We start from the raw sequence: 20,678 nt of genomic DNA, 5'->3' as shown, positions 1-20,678 counted from the left end.
TGCAAATAAAAAAACTGGCACTTTGGGCCAGCTGCAATCTTCTATACCAAACTAAAATCTATATGATTCCTGAACACTTTGTTGCCTTAACTGGCAATACTCCGTATTCAACAAGGAAAATACCAGGGCATCATGCGACTGATCACGAAGAAATAGATAACTTCTGAGGCTGCCTTCCTCTTTGAATCCAAATTTCTTCAGAAGGTTTCTGGATGCAATATTATCCTTGAAAGTTAAAGCGGCGATTCTGTTTAGTCTCAATTCTTCAAAGCAATAGCGCAATACTTCGTTGACAGCTTCAGACGTAAAGTGTTTCCTCCAATATTCAGGATGGATTTCATATCCTATTTCGGCGCGTTTGTTGGCTAGGCTTAATTGATGCAGGCCAACAGTACCGATGAATTTGCCTGAATCCTTTAGAATTACTCCCCAGCGCATCCCTCGTTTGTTTATATAAGCACTTTTAAACGAGTCGATTAAGCGGCGGGCATCTTCTACTAGAGTTAAACTTTCTATCCCATCATATTGGGTCACTTCATCTTTAGAGAGGATTTCAAACAGACTCTCGGCATGATGGTGACCTATTTCGATTAAATGCAGCCTTTCTGTTTCCAATTCCTTAAACCACATCGAAAAATCCCTCCGTATATTCAGCTGTCTACTTAATTCTATTCATGATGAAGAGATACCTGTCTTAATGGACAATACTTTTTGAAAAATGCCTTTCCTTAACGTACAATGCAGAGTCCTCATGTCCTCCCTTTGTAATCAAATCCCTGATGATTTGGGAAAGGATGACACTGTAAACCGTCCCATTCCCGCCATAACCCAATAAGAAGTAGCAATTAGGATGGTCAGGATACATTCCTATTGTCGGTAAACCATCTTGGCTCTCACCAAAAAAAGCTCCCCAATAATAATCAGCCCAGATCCGATTCTCTAATTCTGGAAACAGATTGAAAAGCTGCTTTATTAATTTATCTCTTTTGTTCAAAATCATTGAATCCCTTTTCTCCAGATAACCGGTCGATTCATCAAGGCCACCAATGATAATTCGATTGTCAGGAGTTTTTCTTGCATATAAATAAGGCCGTGCCGTTTCCCAAATCATCATATTATCATGCCATTTAGCTTGATCGGCTATTTGATTTGTTGCTATGGCATATGAACTGAGAATCACTGCATTTTTATCCTTCACTTCTTCTTGGGCTTCATAACCAATTGCCAAGATGACCGTCTGTGCATGTACCGTGTGACCCGTTTCGGTAAATAACTGGGTTTGATTCTCTATCTTTTCATTGATTTTTGTTGTTGCATAGACACTTACGCCTCTCGAAAAAGCCTTTTCAATCAATAAATGTGCATGTTTATAAGGATTGATTTCAGCATCATTATCTGGACCAGCGCTCCTGCTTTCGGAAACGAAAATTTTCGGTTAATCTCTTTTTCTGTATAATATTCAACAGGGAAATTGCGGGTTTTAAGATTCCTATATTCTTCTTTAAGCTTAGAAACGTGCATGGGATTGGGTGCATAGTACAAGCTTTTTCTAATTTTAAAATCCGGATTTTCCTTTAAACTTGGAACGACCTCTTTCTCAAGTGTCCGAATGGTGTCCCAGCTTCTTCTCCAAAACTATGAATGAGGGAAGTTAAAGTTTTATCATTTGAAAACTGTAAAAGTCCAGTATACGCAACCGTACTTCCTTCACTTATATCCCGTTTATCGATCAGGACGACATTCAGACCAGTCTCTGCCAAAAAATAGGAAAAGTGTGCCCCTGATGAACCGCTCCCTACTATACAAACATCACATGAAAGTTCTTCCTCCAACATGGGATATTTTCTCGCTTCAAATGTATCTTTCCAAAACACTTTCCCTGCCTTTAAATCCATACAAGCTCCACTCTTGGGATAATTAATTAGTTTCATCCTTTTTAGTTCCATATAACTATATCGTTTTGATGCACTTATTATTTCCCCTGACAAACATGGCCTGCAAACGTAAAATGATTCTTTTTTTCCAGAAATCCATCATTCCAATTTATCAAATAGACCTATGATTTGGATTTACCATATAATCTGCCAAGTCATATGTACCTGTATTATGTATATTCTCATACTATCCCTTTTTCCTAGTCCTATAAAGAATGGAATGAGCTAATTTTACACAAAACTATTTTTATAGGATACTATACTTCCAATCCAGATATTCTACTAGGAGGAATTAAAATGAAGAAAATCATCCTTTTATCCGCACTGTCACTATCACTTCTATCTCCAAAAGTCGCTTTGGGAGCCAATACTTACGAGGTGGCAGAAGGAGATACCTTAACGAAAATCGCTTCTGAATATGGTGTCAGCATTGACGAATTACTTAAATCGAACTCTGCTATAAACGATGCAAATCAAATTCGAATCGGACAAACCATAAATCTTCCCGAATCATCCAATACCACGGTTAATCGCAAAGAAAGTCAATCAGTTGAACAGCAGGTCCTTAGTTTAGTTAATGAAGAACGTGCAAAATCGGGCCTCCCTTCACTTAAAATGGATACAGCCATTTCCAACGTAGCCATTCTAAAATCTGAAGATATGCGTGATAATAATTATTTCAATCATACAAGCCCCAGTTATGGATCGCCTTTTGATATGATGAAATCCTTTGGAATCAGTTACGAGTACGCTGGGGAAAATATCGCAGCAGGTCAACCTAGTGCGGATGCTGTCATGAAATCATGGATGAACAGCCCCGGACATAAGGCGAATATCCTTAACAAAAACTATACGCACATTGGAATCGGGCATGTAACTGGAGGGAAATACGCCCACTATTGGACCCAACAATTCATTGGAAATTAAAAGCTTTAGAGGCGGCAGATTGCCGCCTCTTTTTATTTATTCTTATATTCCAAGTCTCATGATTGCTATTATCAATGATTATATACCTTTCTCACTTTATATAGAAAAGACGTAATTTCAGTTTGATCGCTTCAATAAGAAAACGTTCTTCGTTATTTTTTAGTTGGATGGTATTCAAGGAATACACGTAAAGTAGTTATATCATACTATCTTTCAATTATCTTACTGATAAAAATTAAATTATGTTAAAATAGAATTCTAGATATAGGTACAAAGGGGCAATTGTAATGAAAATAGAGGTTGGCTCTGTTATCAACGAATTACGAATAAAACAAAATCTTACAAGAGAAGAACTGGCTAAGGATATATGTGAACCTAATGCCCTGACAGATTATGAAAGAAGCATCACTTCTCCAACCATTGATGAATTGGCACTTTTTGCGGATAAACTTAAAGTTGATCTGCCGTATTTCTTCACTACTAAAAATGAACCGATTTATAATTACATAGAAACCATTAAACTTTTGATTAACAAATACAAACGGACACGTAATTATGAAGCAATTTATGAAATCGTCCAAAAAGAAATGGCAACTGCACCGGAAAAATCGATATCATTTTATCAATTCTTAAAATGGCATGAAGGTATCTCTTTTTTTCATTTGTACAATGACAAACAAAAGGCTATAGAATTGTTGAATGAGGCCATGCAGATTACCATGGGTAAACGGGTCATTCTTCATCAACAGGAAATAGAAGTTTTAAATAGTATCGGGATCATCCATTTTAAAACGAAAAATTATGAAGAGGCCATCACCATCTTCAATGAAGCACTGGAATTTATCGAGAATATTCCCCATGTGAATCAGGAAGGTACCATTATCGTGAAGATCATTCATGGATTAGCACAAACATTGACTGAACTCCATTATTATCAGGAATCATTAAATTATACTCTTAAAGGGATCAACATTTGTAATTCGATAGAATCATTATATTTATATGCGGAACTCCATCTTTTAACTGGTAAGAATCTGGTTCAGCTGAAACAACCTGAAGAAGGACTGCACTATATAAAGCAATCCAAAAACATTTTCAGTCTTCAAAAAAACGAAGAATTCGTACAAATTGCCGAACATGAATTGCAAAACATTTTGCACTGCATATGAACATGGATAAAAAAGATAGAGATTGCTTATAATCTCTATCTCAGTAGACAAAAGGAGTTCTATCTAAATTTTTAAACATAGTTGATTGGAGCGGGTGTGCGAGACTCCTGCGGGAATAGCAGTCCAAGGGAGACGACACAGGCGCAAGTGCGCCGAGGGCGGACCGCCCGTGGAAAGCGAGTGCCTGAAGTGGAAATTAACGTCCAAATCTGTATAAGCAAAAAAACAGTAGACAAATTCGATTTTCATCAAGTTTGTCTACTGTCTAAGTTAGAGATTGCTTAAAAATCTCTATCTTTTTTTAGTTTCGTTAGTTCACCCTTACCTTCAATATTTCAAATCCTTTAAAACGATCATAATGCTTTCAATAGCCATTCTATGTCAGCTATAATAGAAGAATGTAACCCAACTGGAGGAAAAAAATTGACTAATAGATTAGGTTTAGTACTGGACGTAGAAACAACTGGTTTACGTCCCTCTTCAGATGAAATTATCGAGCTTGCCCTTATACTCTTTACATACAGCAGTGAAACAGGGGAAATCATTAATCTTATTGATCAAGAATCATTTTTAAGGGAGCCTCTCTCCTATGGAGCAAGAAGGAATTATGATCAAGCATACAGAATTCATGGAATTCCATACAGCTCCGTAGAAGGAAAGAGTTTTCATGATGAAAAAATTAAAACCTTCATTGACCGTACCGATTCGATTTTCGCACATAATGCTTCTTTCGATAGAAGTTTTCTCTACCAAATGTATCCGGAAATCAATGATCAAAAGTGGTACTGTACGATGCGTAATGTACCTTGGAAGCAATATGGATTTGAGAATAGTAAACTCTTAACATTACTGCAGGCACATAATATCACTAATTTTCAAACACACAGGGCCATGGACGATATATCTTACCTAATGGAGCTTATGAGAAAACCAGGTCCTTCTGGTGATCCTTATTTAAAGGATGTCATTGCAAAAAATCCAATGAAGAAATATGCACCTGCTTCCCAAAAGACAAGGGTATAAAAGCTGTTTAAATACTTTTACACTCAGGTTGCGCCATAGTTTTGTCACTATAATCGTTTTTTGACATCTTTCCCTTTCCTTGTGAACAGGAAGCGCTTGGCACATATATTCAGGTTTTTAATAGCGACTCATGACGGGTACCTGTTTCAGTTTGTAGACAATGGGGTTCGGAATTAAAAAATTCAGAACCCCCTTTGAAATATGTTTAGAAAGGATCCTCATCACCTCAGCTTTTAAAATTATATTTCAAAAAAATAAAGACTTTAGGCAAAGGGTTCTATCTAAAAGTTAAAACAAAGTTGATTGGAGCGGAGGGTGCGAGACTCCTGCGGAAAAAGCGCGTCTAGGGGAGACCCCGCAGGCGTAAAGGCGCCGAGGGCGGACCGCCCGCGGAAAGCGAGTGCCCGAAGCGGAAATCAACGTCTAAATTGTACACCCATAAAATACTGTAAACAAACTCACTTTCCTCGAATTTGTCTACAGTCTGAAACAGCGACCCAGATGGGTCGCTGTTTTTTTGATCATTGTACAGTTGCTTCTTCCTGATTTTCATTCAATGTGCCGTTCATTTTCTTATACCGATAAATAAAGTAAAGAAGTGATAAGATTAATGCCGTAACGAGGAATATCGCCAATATGGCAAGATTATGCCGCATGAAGCTATAATCTCCTGTTGAGATGACAGCACGAAAAGCATTAATGGAATAAGTCATCGGCAGGAACGGTGTGAATCCTTGCAAGAAACCAGGTACTAATTCATTGGGGAATGTCCCGCCACTGCTGGTCAGTTGGAGAATCAAAATCAATAATGCTATGAACCGGCCTGGATTGTCAAAGGCTGAACCCAGGAACTGGATGATTGCCATGAATGTGCAGCTAGCAAGAATGCTTACTGCAAAAAACAGCGGCAGGCTCGTAACATTGATTCCAAGGCCCAAAATTAAAATCGAGTCCACCAATATGGCTTGACAGATTCCTATGAGTGCCATGACGCTGTATTTACTAATAAACCAGCTAAATCCACTCGCAGGTATAACAGCAGGATCTCTTAACGGGAAAATGATCGTCAGAACGATAGCCCCGATAAATAAACTTAATGAAATTAAATACGGTGCAAAACTAGTGCCATAGTTCGGTACATTATTAATTGGTAATTTATCTACTTTAACTGGGCTTGCAAACATGTCATAAACTTCTTCATTGGATTTGATCTTGCCTGCTTCATTTGCCCCGTCATTCAATTCGTCATGTAATTCTGCAGATCCATCTGAAAGTTTGGCGATTCCATCTTGTAACTTAATGGCTCCATTCGCCAGTTCTCCCATACCGCTAGTTAGGCTGTTTGACCCCTCCTTCAATCTATCCGTTCCTGTAACCAGACCTTTGGAACCTTCGGAAAGCTGTGAGGTTCCACTTGATAATTGCTTGGAGCCATCTTCAAGCTGATCAAGCCCGCTTACCAAGTTATTGCTGCCTTCCGTTAATTGTCCAAGTCCACTCTGCGCTGAATCGATACTTTCGCCAAATGTTGTCAAACCAGACACCAATTGACCTTGACCGTTTTTCAGTTCATTCGCCCCATTGGCGAGTTTATCCTGAGCTTGCTTCAATTGCGTGAAACCGCCGCTTAACGCACTAGTGCCTTCACTTAACTGATTGGCTCCATCACTAAGGCTATTTGAGCCTTTAGCCATTTCGGTTGCACTGGCCGATAGTTTTCCCACTCCTTCAGATACTCCTTTACTACCTTCACTGATGCGTGTTAGAGAAGAAATCACTCCCTCCAAACGCGCTTTCTCTGCAGGATCATCCGTAGCTTCAGATTGTTGTTCCAATCCGGAAATAACCTCATCCAAACCTGCCGAAACTTCAGATGCCCCCGCTTTTGCTTCGTTCGATGCTGCACTCCATTCAGACAATGAACCTGAAAGCTGGGCGGCACCAGCCGCTACACCATTTGCTCCCTCAGTCAAAGCGGGCAGCTTTTCATCTATCTGATTGAAGCCCTCTAATGACTGCTGCAATCCAGAGGCCAATTCACCAGTTCCCGCTTCAGATTTCTTTGCCCCTTGCAAAAGCTCGGATTGACCATCTTTCATTTGCCCAACACCAGAGCTGAACTGTTGTAACCCTTGATTAAGTTCCTTTGATCCTGCAGCTGCCGAACCGACCCCATTCGAAAAGGTCAATGATTTTTCAGCTAATTTTTCCAGGTTTTCATGGATTTCGACAGAACCTGAATGAAGGGAGTCAATTCCTTCATCCACTTTTTTGGAACCTTCTTTAGCTGAGATAATCCCTTCACCAAGTTCACTGGAGCCGTTTTTCACTGTATCTGTTCCGTCTTTCAATTCTCCAGCTCCATCACTGGCACTTTTGAGTCCGTCAGCCACTTCGTTCAAATTATCGAACATTGACTCCGCATAGGTTTTCGTAACCGCCGACGAAACCTCCCCTTTGATTCTCTCCGAAGCTGCATCACCTATTTTAGTGGATATATAATTGAACCCTTCATTGGACGTATAAATTAAATCAAGTTTTTTCGGATTGTCCTCCTGCAAGGTCGTTGCATTCTTCGAAAAGTTTTTCGGAATTTCTATTTTCATGTAATAATCTTGATTTTCCAGGCCTTCATTGGCTTCTTTTTGACTGACGAAATGCCAATCGAAATCCTTCTTTTCCTTTAACTCCTTGACTAAATCTTTTCCTATTGTAAGTTCCGTTTCATTGAACTCCGCACCCTCATCCAAATTGACAATGGCTACAGGCAATTGATCCACCTTACCATATGGATCCCAAAATGCCCAAAGGAATGTGCCGCTATATAATAAAGGAATCAGTATGATCCCTATTATGGAAATTAGTATCATAGGATGTTTTATTATGGCTAAAAATTCACCCTTTAAAGATTTTAACACGCCTACCAAGCCCTCCTATACGACGAATATGCCGTTTATTTAATCTATCTCGGTGAAAACGGATGAAAGAATACAAAATTAAGTCATATGCTTCTGCAATGTAAATTTAAAATTCTTCATCTTCACCTAAATATATATTACTTTTTAAACAATTAATAATATATGACTAAATTGTTCATTTGGTCATTATCACGAAAATAATATAACATTTATCCATCTTTTTATCAATATTTTTTCACAGCGATACTTTCTATATATACTGCTGCTTTTATCTTTAAATCCATTTAGATTGCCTTTTAAGCTGAAAATACTTTATTATGAATTAGCTCTGATATTACATGGCAAAAAAGGGTACCCATAATGGATACCCTTTTTATTAGCTATATTAGCATAATTAAATAAAGCGCTTTCATATCATTTCGATATAATTCCTTTTAATTTTTCCGCCTGCCCGGTCAATTTATTCAAGGACTCCTGATACTCTTTTTCTAATTGTTTTATGATGCCTGCAGCGGTATCTATTTTTTTAATCGCCCCCACACCATGACCCGCTGACCAAATATCACGCCACGCTTTAGATTCAGACGATTTGGACATGCTGTCAAAATCGACTTTTTCTTTTTTGGCTAATTGTTCTGGGTCCAATCCTTCCTTCCTTATGCTCGGTTTAAGCATATTACAATTAACGCCTGAAAATGCATCAGTCAAGATGATGTCATCATGGTCAGAATCGACAAGCATTTCACGATATTCATCATTTGCCCTGCTCTCTTTCGCCACGATAAAACGTGTACCCATATATGCAAGATCCGCTCCTGCCGCCTGAGCTGCCAAAATACTGTGACCAGTACTGATCGATCCGGCGAGCAAAATGATTCCGTCCCAGAATGTCCTAACGCTGTCCACGAAAGCAAAGCTATTTATGTCACCAGCATGACCGCCTGCTCCCGCAGCAACCAAGATCAATCCGTCCACACCTGATTCCGCAGCTTTCTTTGCAAAATCCACAGAGCTGACATCCGAAAAGACCAACCCGCCATAGCTATGTACGACATCCACCACATGTTTTGGTGAACCTAATGATGTAATGACGATGGGAGGCTGATGCTTTTTGACCAACTCCAACTCTTCTTCAAGCCGGCTATATGTACGGTGAACAACCATATTCATTGCCCATGGGGCTATCTTTGAGCCTGGTTCTTTATCCTTTGCTGCAAACAATGTATCGTTTATGTCACCCATCCATTGATCCAGTACCTCTATCGGCCGCGCATTCGGTGCTGGAAAAGAGCCGATCACCCCATTCAAACAGCATTCTTTCACTAACTCAGGACCGGATATTAAAAACATAGGTGCTGAGATAACTGGTAAAGTTAATTGATTCCACCACTGTTCAGGCAAACTACTTGTCATCCTTATACCTCCCATTATTAATATATTACCAAAATATAACACTACAAGATTATCATACTTCTAAAAGACACAATTTTCAAGAAATTAATTCAGCAGCTAAAATTTAATTGTCATGCAGCGCCATTTAAATAAAAAAACTGTATATGGAATACGTCCCATATACAGTTTCGATTCAATTTGAAAGCACCCATTTCCGAATGGCCTTAGCTACTCCATCTTCTTCGTTTGTCGCTGTAATCCATTCTGCTTTTTCTTTCACAATTTCTTGGGCATTTCCCATTGCCACGCCCACTTTTGCTTCAGAAATCATCGCAAGGTCATTTAGGCTGTCACCCACTGCCATTACATTTTCCATGGTAATGTCGAGCAATGAACATACGAGCTTTATCGCTTTCGCTTTATTGACGCCCATGGCATTCACTTCAATATTCGTTGGGCTTGAATTGCTTATTTCAAAGGTTCCTTTTGATACCAGTTCATCCATGATGATTTGGCGGATGCTTTCATCATTTGTATCAAAACCGAATTTAAGCCATTGCGAATCATGGATTTTTTCAGGCATTTCAGCCCTGTAAATATTATCGCAGCTAATGGCCCAAAAATGTGTACCATGTTTTTGGCTTAATTCCCACATCCATTGTATGGATTCACTATCGACGATATTCCTTTCAACCAGTTTTCCTTGGTTATCGTAAATTTCGCTTCCGTTTACTGTAATGAGGTATGATTGGAGTTCCATTGACTTTGCAAAATCACTGCACGTCGCATAGGATCTTCCTGTGCTCAATACCACAAAAACCCCTTGATTTTCGGCTTCTTTTATCGCTCTCCGATTTTCTTCAGATATCTCTCCAGCCTTATTGAGAAGCGTGCCATCCATATCAAGTGCAACTAGCTTAATATTTTGTTTCTCCATTCTTATTCACCCTTCCATAAACCTTCTTTATGTAACTAAGTCCATGATAGCTTATAATGCATACCCAAGGAAAGTACGTGATGAATTGAACAGGCATTATCATTAGTGTCATGATTTATAATCACCTGATCATGACACTTAGTATTCTGTCAATATTTCTACTTGCTGTCTTTTTTCATTTCATTCAGTTCTTTTTTTATCTGACCTTCCCATTTTGGGATACCATCATTTTCATCAAATTCTATAATGACATCCGTTACCCCTCTTTCCTTTAATATCTGATTAAACAGCCGATCTTTAATGTCGTCCGCCTGTGCGATTGAAATATGGGGATCCAGTTCAACTTCAAGTTCAACATGAAAGTCTTCCCCTTCTTTTATTACGGCCAGTTTCTGTATATCCCTTACGTCTGCATCATCCATGACCATCGTTCCAATTTTTTGCCGCATTTCAATATCGGCTTCCCCAAGAGCACCTGCAGCATTGTCAAGAAAAACCCTTCCAACCACATAGAACATACCAAGACCGATCATGACGGAAGCAACTCCTTCCGCCTGGATAAAAGGCGTGAAGTTTGCTAATAAAATGGCAATTATCGCAAGTACGCCGCCACCGGTCGCAACCATATCTTCCATAAATACTAATTTCGTCGCTGGTTTTGCCCTTCTTAAACCAGAAAAGCTCTTGAATATGACGGCTGCCCCTTTAGCTTCGATGCCAGTCTCATGGACCACTTCTTTCATCGCTTTAAATAATACATATGATTCCAACACAACCGCTAACGAAAGGACGGACAAGTTAATAAGGATACCAGTTGATTCTGCAGGGTGTAAAATGTGATGGAACCCTTCTTTAATCGTTTCATAAGACATGATCCCGACAACCAATACTGCCCCTAGTAATACAAGGTTAACCAAACGTCCAAAACCATCAGGGAATCGATCAGTTGGTGACTTTTTACTTAGTGCGGAACCAATGAAGACGAAAAACTGATTCGCAGCATCGCCCAAAGTATGTAAAGTTTCTGCGAACATAGCGACATTTCCTGTCATGAAATAGGCAATCCCCTTTAGCACTGCGATGATACTATTCACACAGGCAGCAATGAACGCCGATTTATTACCTTGTTTCAATAATCGAAATAATTCTTTCATATAAAAATCCCCCCTTATCTTTTTTATAAATGCATGATCATACTGTATTATCCCCAACACTGGAAAATATGAAACCACAAACCCAAAACCAATACGATTGGAGAAAGGTTATAAGTTGTATCTCCCACAAACGAATATATTCCAGTGGTGGACGCATCTATTCTAATAAGTTCAGGTAATCATTCATTTCTTTAGATGCCTGAATACGGCAAAAAAAAGGAGTAAGCGGCGGCTTACTCCATATCATCCAATAACTTCGTGTGTTTATCCTTCTTTTTTCACTAACTTGGATGGATTATTTACTTTATAGCGTATTTCTTTATTGTATTTTTTGTCGACCACTTTTCCATCAAATTCGATTGCGTCTCCTTCTTCGAGCTCAGCTTTTTTTAATGTCTTGCTATATCCACACCAAGCATCGCCGATAGTCAATTCAGGCTCCGTTGTCACTTTGACATTCTCCAAGAGTATGACTTCATCTTCTTCACCAGTGAAATGGTTCATTTTTGCCGCGAACTCCTTGACGGTCGCGGTGAAATGCACTTTTTCCCCAGGCAAGTCCAGCTTAGGTTTTGCTGTCGTTTTTTTAGTTTTGGTTTTTGCCTTTTTTGGTTCTTCACTTGGCTGATCGGCGTTTTCCGTAATTGGTGCTTCATCCACCTGCTCAGTTTCACTTGAAACTGCAGCTGTTTCGGAAACCGGGCCACTCAACAGTTCTTTTCCGAAACTGGAGCTTTGCATTTCCTTTAAATAGGAAGGGTTAATGCAGCTAAGCTTACCATTTTCAAATTGAACGACTACAGTGTCAAGTCCGTTGCCATATTGTTCATAACCTGCCAATTTGACTTTTGCTTGAAAACTTCCGCTTTTATATAATAGTTCTCTTTTAACCGAACGGGCAGTGAATAATTTCCATTCCAATCCTTTAGCGATATAGTCCGTATCATCTAAAAAAGGGATATACTCTCCTTTTGGTGCAATATAATGAATCAAACCTTCAGCTGGAGTTTCAGCCACAGTCACCACTCCTAATCTTTTCTATAGATTATATTCTAGCAAAGGATTTCAAAGTTGCAAATGAATGAGTATCATAATTGATCAGAGGGGGTGGCAGTCATGGTTACGATCATACATAAACGCCCTCATGAAATGAATGCAATCATTTTTGGAACCAGAAAAAAAGCTGCCCACTAAGGGCAGCCCAGGCTGTAGACAAATTCAAAAGAGCCTTTGCCTGCAATTTTATTTAAATAAAGTTCCAGTTGATTTCAGAAATCCGCTCCCTTTCCACCAAGCCTCATCAAAGCAGGCGCCTGTCGGGTTTCGGCAAGCCAGTTATTCGGCAGGATTGTTGCAAATTCCTTCTATTAAGTGAGGATGGTTTCATAAAACAGTAAAAACCATGAAGTAAAACTAGTCTTTAACATGGTTCGGGATGAGACCAACCTACTGTTTTTTCTTAAAAAACAATCCAATTGATTGGAGCGGGTGTTCGAGACTCCTGCGGGAAAAGCGCGTCCAAGGGAGACCACACAGGCGCAAAGAGCGCCGAGGAGGCTCCCGGGACCGCCCGCGGAAAGCGAGTGCCTAGAGTGGAAATCAACGTTCAAAGTGTACATACCCCGAAAAAAAGTAAAAAACATGAAGGATAACTTAGTCTTCTTTTAAAATCATGGTTTGGGAAGAGACTATTTCGAAACCCCTATAGTCGACAAACGGAGCTGCCAAAGGCAGTCTTTTATTAGAATAGTCAATCTTTTTTCTCTATACGGACAAAATGACTACATTCCTCACCCTTCCTTAACGTGGATATTTTTTAGTTTTCCTTCTTGTTCAGCAGCAATTACGTTTTTCTTATGATAAAACAGAAAGTATGACCCAATAACTAGAATCGTGAGAAGGGTTGTAAGAAAGAATTGCAATCTCATGGAATCAATAAACGCCTGAGCAACGAATATAATAAATAAGACGGCAATGGTCGCATAGGTTAAATAAGGGAATAGCCACATTTTCACTTTGAGTGTCCCGGGATTTTCTTTTTCCGTCTTTTTCCGTAAATATAGATGAGAAAAGGCGATAAAGATATACATGATCATTGTGACTCCTCCCGAGCTGTTTGCGAGAAAAGCAAACAATTTATCAGGGGAAACAAATTTAAATGTCGTGAACACATAAGCAAAGAAAACACTTGCCATTAACGCCCAAATCGGGATTCCCCGCTTATTCACTCGGGAAAGGATTTTCGGTGCATCACCTTTTTTTGATAAAGAATATAACATACGAGAGCTTGTATATAGGCCTGAATTCAAAACAGAAAGCAATGAAGTGAAGATTACGATATTCATGATTTGACCCGCTGCCGGCAGGCCTGCCATGTCAAAAACGCTGGCATAGGGGGTTTTCAGTAAATCTTCAGCACCTTGGGGGATTACGAGAACCAACACGGTCACTGAACCAACAAAGAAAAGAAGAAGACGCCATACGACACTGTTTATGGCTCTAATAATGTTTTTTTCAGGGTTTTCAGACTCACCTGCAGCAATGGCAGCTACCTCACTTCCCGATAAAGAGAAAGTAATGAATATCACACTAAGAAGGACAGGCAGAAAACCTTTTGGTAAAAATCCTCCCTCTCCAGTAATGTTTGAAAGGCCTGGTGAATCAAATCCCGGAACCAATCCAAAAATCATGGCGGCACCCAGGAAGAGGAATATTACAATGGCAGCCACTTTCATGAAAGCTAACCAGTATTCAAATTCCCCATAAGCTTTGACTGAATAGATATTCGTAATCGTCATTAAAATAGGGAAAGATAGACTGGCAGCCCACATAGGTATACCAGGAAACCAATCATGAATCATAGTTCCCAATAACGTAGTTTCAATAGCAATGATGATAACCCAGTTGAACCAGTATAACCAGCCGATCGTGTACCCGGCCCAAGGACCGAATGCTTGATGTGCATATGTTGAGAACGATCCGCTATCAGGATTTACAACAGCCATTTCACCCAGCATACGCATTATAAGCACGATCATCAATCCTGCGATTATATACGATAAAATCGCACCAGGACCAGCTGAATCAATTATGGTTCCGCTTCCGATAAATAGTCCTGCCCCAATTACCCCGCCAATAGAAATCATTGTGACATGCCTGGTCTTGAGACCATGTTTCAATTCATTTGTTTGAAGTGCCACTATTGTCACCATCCTTAAAAACTGTCATTTTAACGTTTTGTAAGCAGTAAACCACTGCTCATGGGTACCCTAGTAGAAATCTTTCATTCAAAAAAACAATGTTAACAGTCCTATACCCGTTTCATCATCGTTTTCATGAGGCCAAATTCACAATCGTTATATGTATATTGAACAGCGTATATTCTATTAACCGGTAATGCATTTCTATTTATACTGTCTCTTTACTACCATCAGCCCCTCAATGAACGTACAATGGTCCTTGTTGATATTTCACTTTCGCTTTTTGTTGAGTGAAGTTCTTTTATGTAAAATAACCAGCTCTTATTCTTTCTTTCCTCACTCTTCTTTTTTTATAAAAGCACCCTCTCTCATTAAAATTTCATACCTACATAAAATAAAAGCAATATCCATGCCAAAAAAAGGATAGTTAGTTAATTAGGTTTTAACGCTTTTATGGATTAAAAACGATTCAATGTTGCATCATAAATGTATTTTTTGATTCAAATATTAATTATTAACCCTTTTTGATTCACAATTGAATTAAAAAATGACAATTTAACTGATTTCATTTTAGATTTCGACACCTTTACATACCGAAAAATAACAGAGATAAAAAGAAGATGCCAAAAACCAAATATGATTTTGCATCTTCCAAATATATTTATTTTCATTGAGAATGTCTTATGTAAAATACTAGCAGTCCCAAAACGACCTTTCCTATTAAACAAAGATTTGTACATGCTTCGAAAAATAACGATATGTATAATATAATGCTATATGAAAAGTCACTATATGATATGTATTATACCCTTTGAAGTTCATTCTGTACTTTAGGGAAATGGATGCTGAATGTGGTTAAATTTTCATTGGAGACACAATTCATATATCCATCATTACTTTCAATGATCTTTTTACATACGTATAACCCAATTCCCGTTCCTAACTCTTTCGTCGTGACAAAGGGTTCAAAAATAGATTCAATCAATTCACTGGCAATGGCCGGTCCATTATTTGAAATTCTAATTATTCTCTCATTCGCCTCGATTAAAGAGTTTATCCTCAAAATTCTTGGATGTTCCTTATCCTTTAAGGCATCAATCGAATTTATAAAAAGATTCAAGAACACTTGTTTTAACCCATCCTTGCTCGCTGTCATGACGAAGTTTGGATAAATATCTATTTCCACATTAACACTGGCATCCACAATATTTGCATAAGTCAGTTCTTGAATTTCTTCAATTAGCTTTAACACTGAAATTTCCTCTCTTTGTTCCTCATTAAAATCTGATTTAGAGGTATGGAGGAATTGGGTTATCCTGAAATTCAGCTGATTTAACTCATAATCAATGATATCCAAATATTTCAAATCCGGATTCTCCCTCTTCAGTAATTTATTGAACCCCATGATAGCTGTAAGAGGATTTCGGAATTCATGTACAAAGCTTGATGATATCTGGCCCAATACCGCTAATTTATCTTTGTGGTTTTCACTTATATAAGACTTTTTTTCCTCAATCACTTCATTTGTAAGATTCGTATATCTCGTTACTGCATGGTAACTAAACGTATCAAAGTGCAAGTTGATGTCATTAATGAATTTCTGCATATAATTAATCGGGATATTTGCCCCAAAAAGATTTCTGATTATGATATTTCTCCCCAAATTGATATTATATAGAAAATCCCCAATGTTGATATTCGCTTCAAGACGTTCTTTTGCAACCTGGTAAGCCAATTTAATCAGCAAATCTTCAGATAGTACTTCCTTGAACGTTTGGATCACCAATGAGTACATTCCATAACCATTTTCTTTAATCTTTTCTTTGTAGGGGTCTATTTCATTGATCTTAATAGTCTCGTTCCATTCATTTAAAAACTCAGATTCTTTTTCTTCCAAATATTGGATCAATACAAATTTATACTTCTTATGTTCAGATGACAACTTCATACTATTGACCACACATCCCCTTACGGAAATTTAGATACTATATCAATAACATCATTCTATATGAGATTTTGATTTCCTGCACTTCATTATTTATAGTAGTGAAATGTAGCTTATAAGGAGACAAGGTATGCATGTTCGCATATAGTTACTTGCAATAACAAGAACCGACCAAATCAGGTCGGGAATCTGAGATTTTAAAAGAAAAATTATCATTCATGTTTTTTTATATACTAAGGAACTCTTACTTTTGAAAGTTGATTCCATATTTTTTCATTTTTCTATAAAGCGTATTTCGGCCGATGTCGAGTTGTTTCGCGGCGTTACTGATATTTCCACTTGTTCGTTCCAATGCATTTCTGATAATCTGGGTTTCTTGTTCTTGAAAGTTTCTTGGTTCTCGATCGGCAATTGCCCCTTCCTCATTTGTAATGGAAGAAACAGGACAAAGTGCCACAAGCAAGTCCCTTGTAATCGGGCCCTTATCAGCTAGGAATACAGCCTGTCCGAGAACGTTTTGCAATTCACGGAAATTTCCTGGCCACGAATATTCCAAAATGAATGTTTTAGCTTCGACTGTTAGTTCGGTATGTTCGCTCTTATAAGGTAAATCCGCTAAAATGTATTCTGCTAAGAGCAATAAATCTTTACGACTCCTCAGATTTGGAAGTTTTAAAGATAATCCACAAAGGCGGAAAAATAAATCTGCACGGAATTCTCCAGCTTCCATTTCTTTTTGTAAGTCTTTGTTGGTGGCAGCAATGACCCTGACATCGATTGGAATGGAAGCATGTCCGCCGACACGCGTCACACATCGTTCCTGAAGTACACGGAGCAGAGACGCTTGAGCTTGAAGCGGCATGTCCCCGATTTCATCCAAAAACAGGGTTCCTCCATCTGCAGCTTCGAACTTCCCCTTATGCCCGCCGCTTTTTGCTCCAGTAAAGGCACCCTTTTCATACCCAAATAACTCACTTTCCAATAAGTTTTCTGGAATTGCGCTGCAATTGATGGCGATGAATGGCTTATCACTTCTTAAGCTATATCCATGAATGGATTGAGCGAACAATTCTTTTCCCGTTCCGCTTTCTCCCGTGATTAGCAAGCTGATATCCAGCGCTGAAGATCTTTTAGCAATGGATATGGTTTGATTCATTTGCGGATCATTACTTATAATATCGGTAAATTGATAACGATTGGTTGTTAATCCATCAATCAATTTCTGTTTTTTTAACCGTACGATCACGGATGATTGATGTTCCATATTTTTGCCAAGGGTTTGAACCAAGAATTCCTGGTCTTTGATTGAAACCCTCCGTTCTAAAACGAGTGGGTCAGTTCCTGATACAATATTCGATACCGGTTTTTCCAATGTGCCGATAACATGTGACGCCGCTGAATTGAGATCTGTAACTTTCCCTTCTTTATCTAGGGTAATTAACGGATCAGGGTATGAATCATATATAAAATAAAGGTTTTTCTCCCTTTTTTGTGTTTGGGACAACAAGAGTGCTTGTTTAATGCTTTCAGCCACCCTCTGAACTAAGCTAATGGAAAAAGGATGATAATTCTGTTGATGACTGCTTAAGTTCAAAACACCAAGCAGGTGTCCATCAGGGTGATAAATGGGCGATGCGGCACAAGTAAGGAAATGGTTATCCTGATGAAAGTGTTGACTGCCATGAATCAATACAGGATTCTTCTCCACTATGGCTGTTCCTATTGCATTTGTTCCTTTTGATTCCTCTAGCCAATTGGCCCCTTTTCTTAAGGAAACATTATCTGCATGGCGGATGAAAGCTGGATCCCCAACTGTTTCGATGATATATCCTTCAGGAGCAGCAAGTAATAAAATGGACCCCAAACCATTAATCGAATGATAAACTTCTTCTAAAATGGGAGAAGAATGGTACAGAAGTTCCGCATATCGTTCGTGGTATTCGGCCAACTCAAAAGCACCAAGCATATCTTCCTTATCCATCATGCTTGGCTGAAGTCCCTTCGAAATGCACCGCTGCCATGATTTTTGAATAAATGCCGGTATGGTTCCTTTATCCGCGCTTATATTAACAGACATTGAATAATCCTCCCGTATGTATAATCAAGTAAATCGGCTTCTGTTTTTTATTCAATTTCATTAATGAAACTCTAAGTGATCCAAAGTTTCAGAGCATTCAGGGTTCGTTCCTTCAATTTAATTATAACAGAAAATTCAGATATCCACCAAAATGAAAACAAGCTTATGTGTACTACTAAACTTTTTTGTTCCATATTGGAACACCTGCCTGTTCCAATATGGAACAGTAAGGCACCTTCCCTTTTCCCTCCACCACCTTTTAACTGATTTCATCGGTTTTTTGTTATGGCATCAGTCTTGCATAATTACATGTCGAGATATTGATTCCTTTTGATAAAGGGGGGAAAGAAATCAAGATAGTCAGAATTGCTGCAAGTCTGCCAAAGGGAATTGGATAAAAAACATAATAGTATGCTTGATCCTTTTACTTAGAGCCATTGTCCAAACAGATATCGAACAATATAATCCAATTGAAAAGGGGTATTATACATGGAACAAACTATTAAACTCAATCCACGTGTGCAAGCATTCTTGAAGGGCACTAAAAAGCTTTTAATAAATGGGGAATTGGTGGAAGCTGCTTCAGGAAAAACCTTTGAGACTCTCGATCCTTCAAACGGCAAGGTTTTAGCGGTTGTGAGTGAAGCAGGTCCGGAAGATGTAGATAAAGCAGTCAAAGCAGCCCGTACGGCTTTCGACAACGGTCCTTGGAAAAAAATGAGTGCATCTGAACGCAGTCGCCTCATTTATAAATTAGCGGACCTCATGGAGGAACATAAAGAGGCGTTAGCGCAATTGGATACCCTGGATAATGGCAAGCCAATTGGCGAAACCACTAATGCCGATGTCCCCCTTGCAATCGATCACTTCCGTTATTATGCGGGATGGACCACTAAGATAGTAGGACAAACAATACCTGTTGCTGGGAATTACTTCAATTATACCCGTCATGAAGCGGTTGGAGTGGTAGGACAGATCATCCCTTGGAATTTCCCTCTACTTATGGCCGCATGGAAATTAGGTGCAGCCCTTGCCACCGGATGCACGATCGTTTTAAAACCAGCGGAGCAAACGCCGCTTTCAGCCTTATATTTAGGACAATTGGCGCTTGAAGCAGGTTTTCCTCCTGGCGTTCTCAATGTCATACCTGGATTTGGTGAAACAGCAGGGTCACCGCTTGTAGACCATCCAGAAGTCGATAAAATTGCCTTTACCGGTTCAACCTCAGTAGGAAAAATGATCATGCGCCAAGCTTCGGGAACCGTGAAAAAAATCTCGTTGGAATTAGGCGGGAAATCACCTAATATCATTCTACCGGATGCAGATATGAGTAAAGCCATTCCTGGTGCTTTAATGGGCATCATGTTTAATCAAGGACAAGTATGCTGTGCAGGTTCACGCCTGTATATTCAAAAGAAATCCTATGACAACGTGGTGGCTGATTTAGTGTCCCATGCAAAAAACATTAAACAAGGGGCAGGTCTTGATCCAACAACCCAGATAGGACCTTTGGTTTCCGGTGAACAATTGGAACGAGTGGGCAGTTATATTGAAAAAGGAAAGTCTGAAGGAGCTGAAGTGGTTACCGGGGGCAATTACGGACAAGGAGAGGGTTATTTTGTAACACCTACAATTTTTGCTGGCGTTGAAGATGAAATGACAATCGCTAAAGAAGAAATCTTCGGTCCAGTTGTAGCTGCCATGCCTTTTGATGATTTGGATGATGTGATAAACCGGGCAAATAACTCAGAATATGGATTGGCTGCAGGTTTATGGACACAAGATGTAAAAAAAGCCCATTATGTGGCAAATGAATTAAAAGCCGGAACAGTTTGGGTAAACTGCTATAACGCTTTTGATGCAGCTTCTCCATTTGGCGGTTATAAACAAAGTGGAATCGGTCGGGAAATGGGCAGTTATGCTTTGGATAATTATACGGAAGTCAAAAGTGTCTGGATTAACTTAAACTAAAATAACAGAGTGAACGCTCCATATGATCATT

General features: G+C 39.0%; 15 protein-coding genes. 4 read left to right on the top strand and 11 right to left on the bottom strand.

Translation table 11 applies throughout. The annotated features are described in order from the left end of the window. Positions 1-51: 51 nt before the first annotated feature. The 3 genes from AC1DIV_RS06860 to AC1DIV_RS06850 form a co-directional block, all read right to left on the bottom strand. A complete protein-coding gene (locus tag AC1DIV_RS06860) occupies positions 52-630 on the bottom strand; it encodes a GNAT family N-acetyltransferase (RefSeq protein ID WP_048679424.1) in 579 nt (192 codons plus the stop codon). A gap of 64 nt (positions 631-694) precedes the next feature. Further along, a complete protein-coding gene (locus AC1DIV_RS06855) occupies positions 695-1,381 on the bottom strand; it encodes an NAD(P)/FAD-dependent oxidoreductase (RefSeq protein WP_477576125.1) in 687 nt (228 codons plus the stop codon). A gap of 193 nt (positions 1,382-1,574) precedes the next feature. After that, the gene (locus AC1DIV_RS06850) at positions 1,575-1,895 is read right to left on the bottom strand and encodes an FAD-dependent oxidoreductase (protein ID WP_477576051.1); all 321 of its coding nucleotides are present in this window, start codon (positions 1,893-1,895) and stop codon (positions 1,575-1,577) included. Positions 1,896-2,231: 336 nt separating this feature from the next. Here AC1DIV_RS06850 and AC1DIV_RS06845 point away from each other — a divergent pair, with 336 nt between their 5' ends. The 3 genes from AC1DIV_RS06845 to AC1DIV_RS06835 all read left to right on the top strand — a co-directional run bounded on the left by AC1DIV_RS06845 (position 2,232) and on the right by AC1DIV_RS06835 (position 5,053). After that, a complete protein-coding gene (locus tag AC1DIV_RS06845) occupies positions 2,232-2,861 on the top strand; it encodes a CAP domain-containing protein (RefSeq protein ID WP_323597132.1) in 630 nt (209 codons plus the stop codon). Between the two features lie 287 nt (positions 2,862-3,148). After that, positions 3,149-4,030, top strand: a complete 882-nt coding sequence (locus AC1DIV_RS06840; RefSeq protein ID WP_340876562.1) for a helix-turn-helix domain-containing protein — start codon at positions 3,149-3,151, stop codon at positions 4,028-4,030. A 423-nt stretch (positions 4,031-4,453) separates the two neighbouring features. Continuing rightward, positions 4,454-5,053 carry an exonuclease domain-containing protein gene (locus AC1DIV_RS06835; RefSeq protein WP_251539903.1) on the top strand — a complete coding sequence of 200 codons (600 nt, stop codon included), beginning with the start codon at positions 4,454-4,456 and terminating at the stop codon, positions 5,051-5,053. Positions 5,054-5,574: 521 nt separating this feature from the next. Here the strand turns inward: AC1DIV_RS06835 and AC1DIV_RS06830 are convergent. The 8 genes from AC1DIV_RS06830 to AC1DIV_RS06795 form a co-directional block, all read right to left on the bottom strand. Further along, positions 5,575-7,971 (bottom strand): YhgE/Pip family protein, encoded by a 2,397-nt coding sequence (locus AC1DIV_RS06830; protein ID WP_477576050.1) that lies wholly within the window; start codon positions 7,969-7,971, stop codon positions 5,575-5,577. A gap of 414 nt (positions 7,972-8,385) precedes the next feature. Then, positions 8,386-9,384 carry an NAD(P)H-dependent flavin oxidoreductase gene (locus AC1DIV_RS06825; protein WP_054395689.1) on the bottom strand — a complete coding sequence of 333 codons (999 nt, stop codon included), beginning with the start codon at positions 9,382-9,384 and terminating at the stop codon, positions 8,386-8,388. A gap of 172 nt (positions 9,385-9,556) precedes the next feature. Continuing rightward, complete coding sequence (locus AC1DIV_RS06820; protein ID WP_340876564.1) at positions 9,557-10,300, bottom strand: Cof-type HAD-IIB family hydrolase; 744 nt, start codon at positions 10,298-10,300, stop codon at positions 9,557-9,559. A 158-nt stretch (positions 10,301-10,458) separates the two neighbouring features. After that, entirely contained in the window at positions 10,459-11,454 is a 996-nt protein-coding gene (locus AC1DIV_RS06815) for a cation diffusion facilitator family transporter (protein ID WP_477576048.1), read from the bottom strand. A gap of 264 nt (positions 11,455-11,718) precedes the next feature. Then, positions 11,719-12,471, bottom strand: a complete 753-nt coding sequence (locus AC1DIV_RS06810; RefSeq protein WP_318292483.1) for a hypothetical protein — start codon at positions 12,469-12,471, stop codon at positions 11,719-11,721. 773 nt (positions 12,472-13,244) lie between these two features. Further along, positions 13,245-14,663, bottom strand: coding sequence for an amino acid permease (locus tag AC1DIV_RS06805; protein ID WP_251540202.1), 1,419 nt, complete (start codon positions 14,661-14,663; stop codon positions 13,245-13,247). A 793-nt stretch (positions 14,664-15,456) separates the two neighbouring features. After that, entirely contained in the window at positions 15,457-16,602 is a 1,146-nt protein-coding gene (locus tag AC1DIV_RS06800) for a histidine kinase N-terminal domain-containing protein (RefSeq protein WP_098864378.1), read from the bottom strand. Between the two features lie 241 nt (positions 16,603-16,843). Continuing rightward, positions 16,844-18,676, bottom strand: a complete 1,833-nt coding sequence (locus AC1DIV_RS06795; RefSeq protein WP_340876566.1) for a sigma-54-dependent Fis family transcriptional regulator — start codon at positions 18,674-18,676, stop codon at positions 16,844-16,846. Between the two features lie 489 nt (positions 18,677-19,165). Here AC1DIV_RS06795 and AC1DIV_RS06790 point away from each other — a divergent pair, with 489 nt between their 5' ends. Beyond that, positions 19,166-20,647: an aldehyde dehydrogenase family protein gene (locus tag AC1DIV_RS06790; RefSeq protein ID WP_340876567.1), complete on the top strand. Its 1,482-nt coding sequence runs from the start codon at positions 19,166-19,168 to the stop codon at positions 20,645-20,647. The last annotated feature ends 31 nt before the right edge of the window (positions 20,648-20,678 follow it).

This window comes from Peribacillus sp. 05N428, from assembly GCF_056397085.1.
Note: the sequence above shows the minus strand (reverse complement) of the source record. Positions and strands in the feature narration are given on the sequence as shown.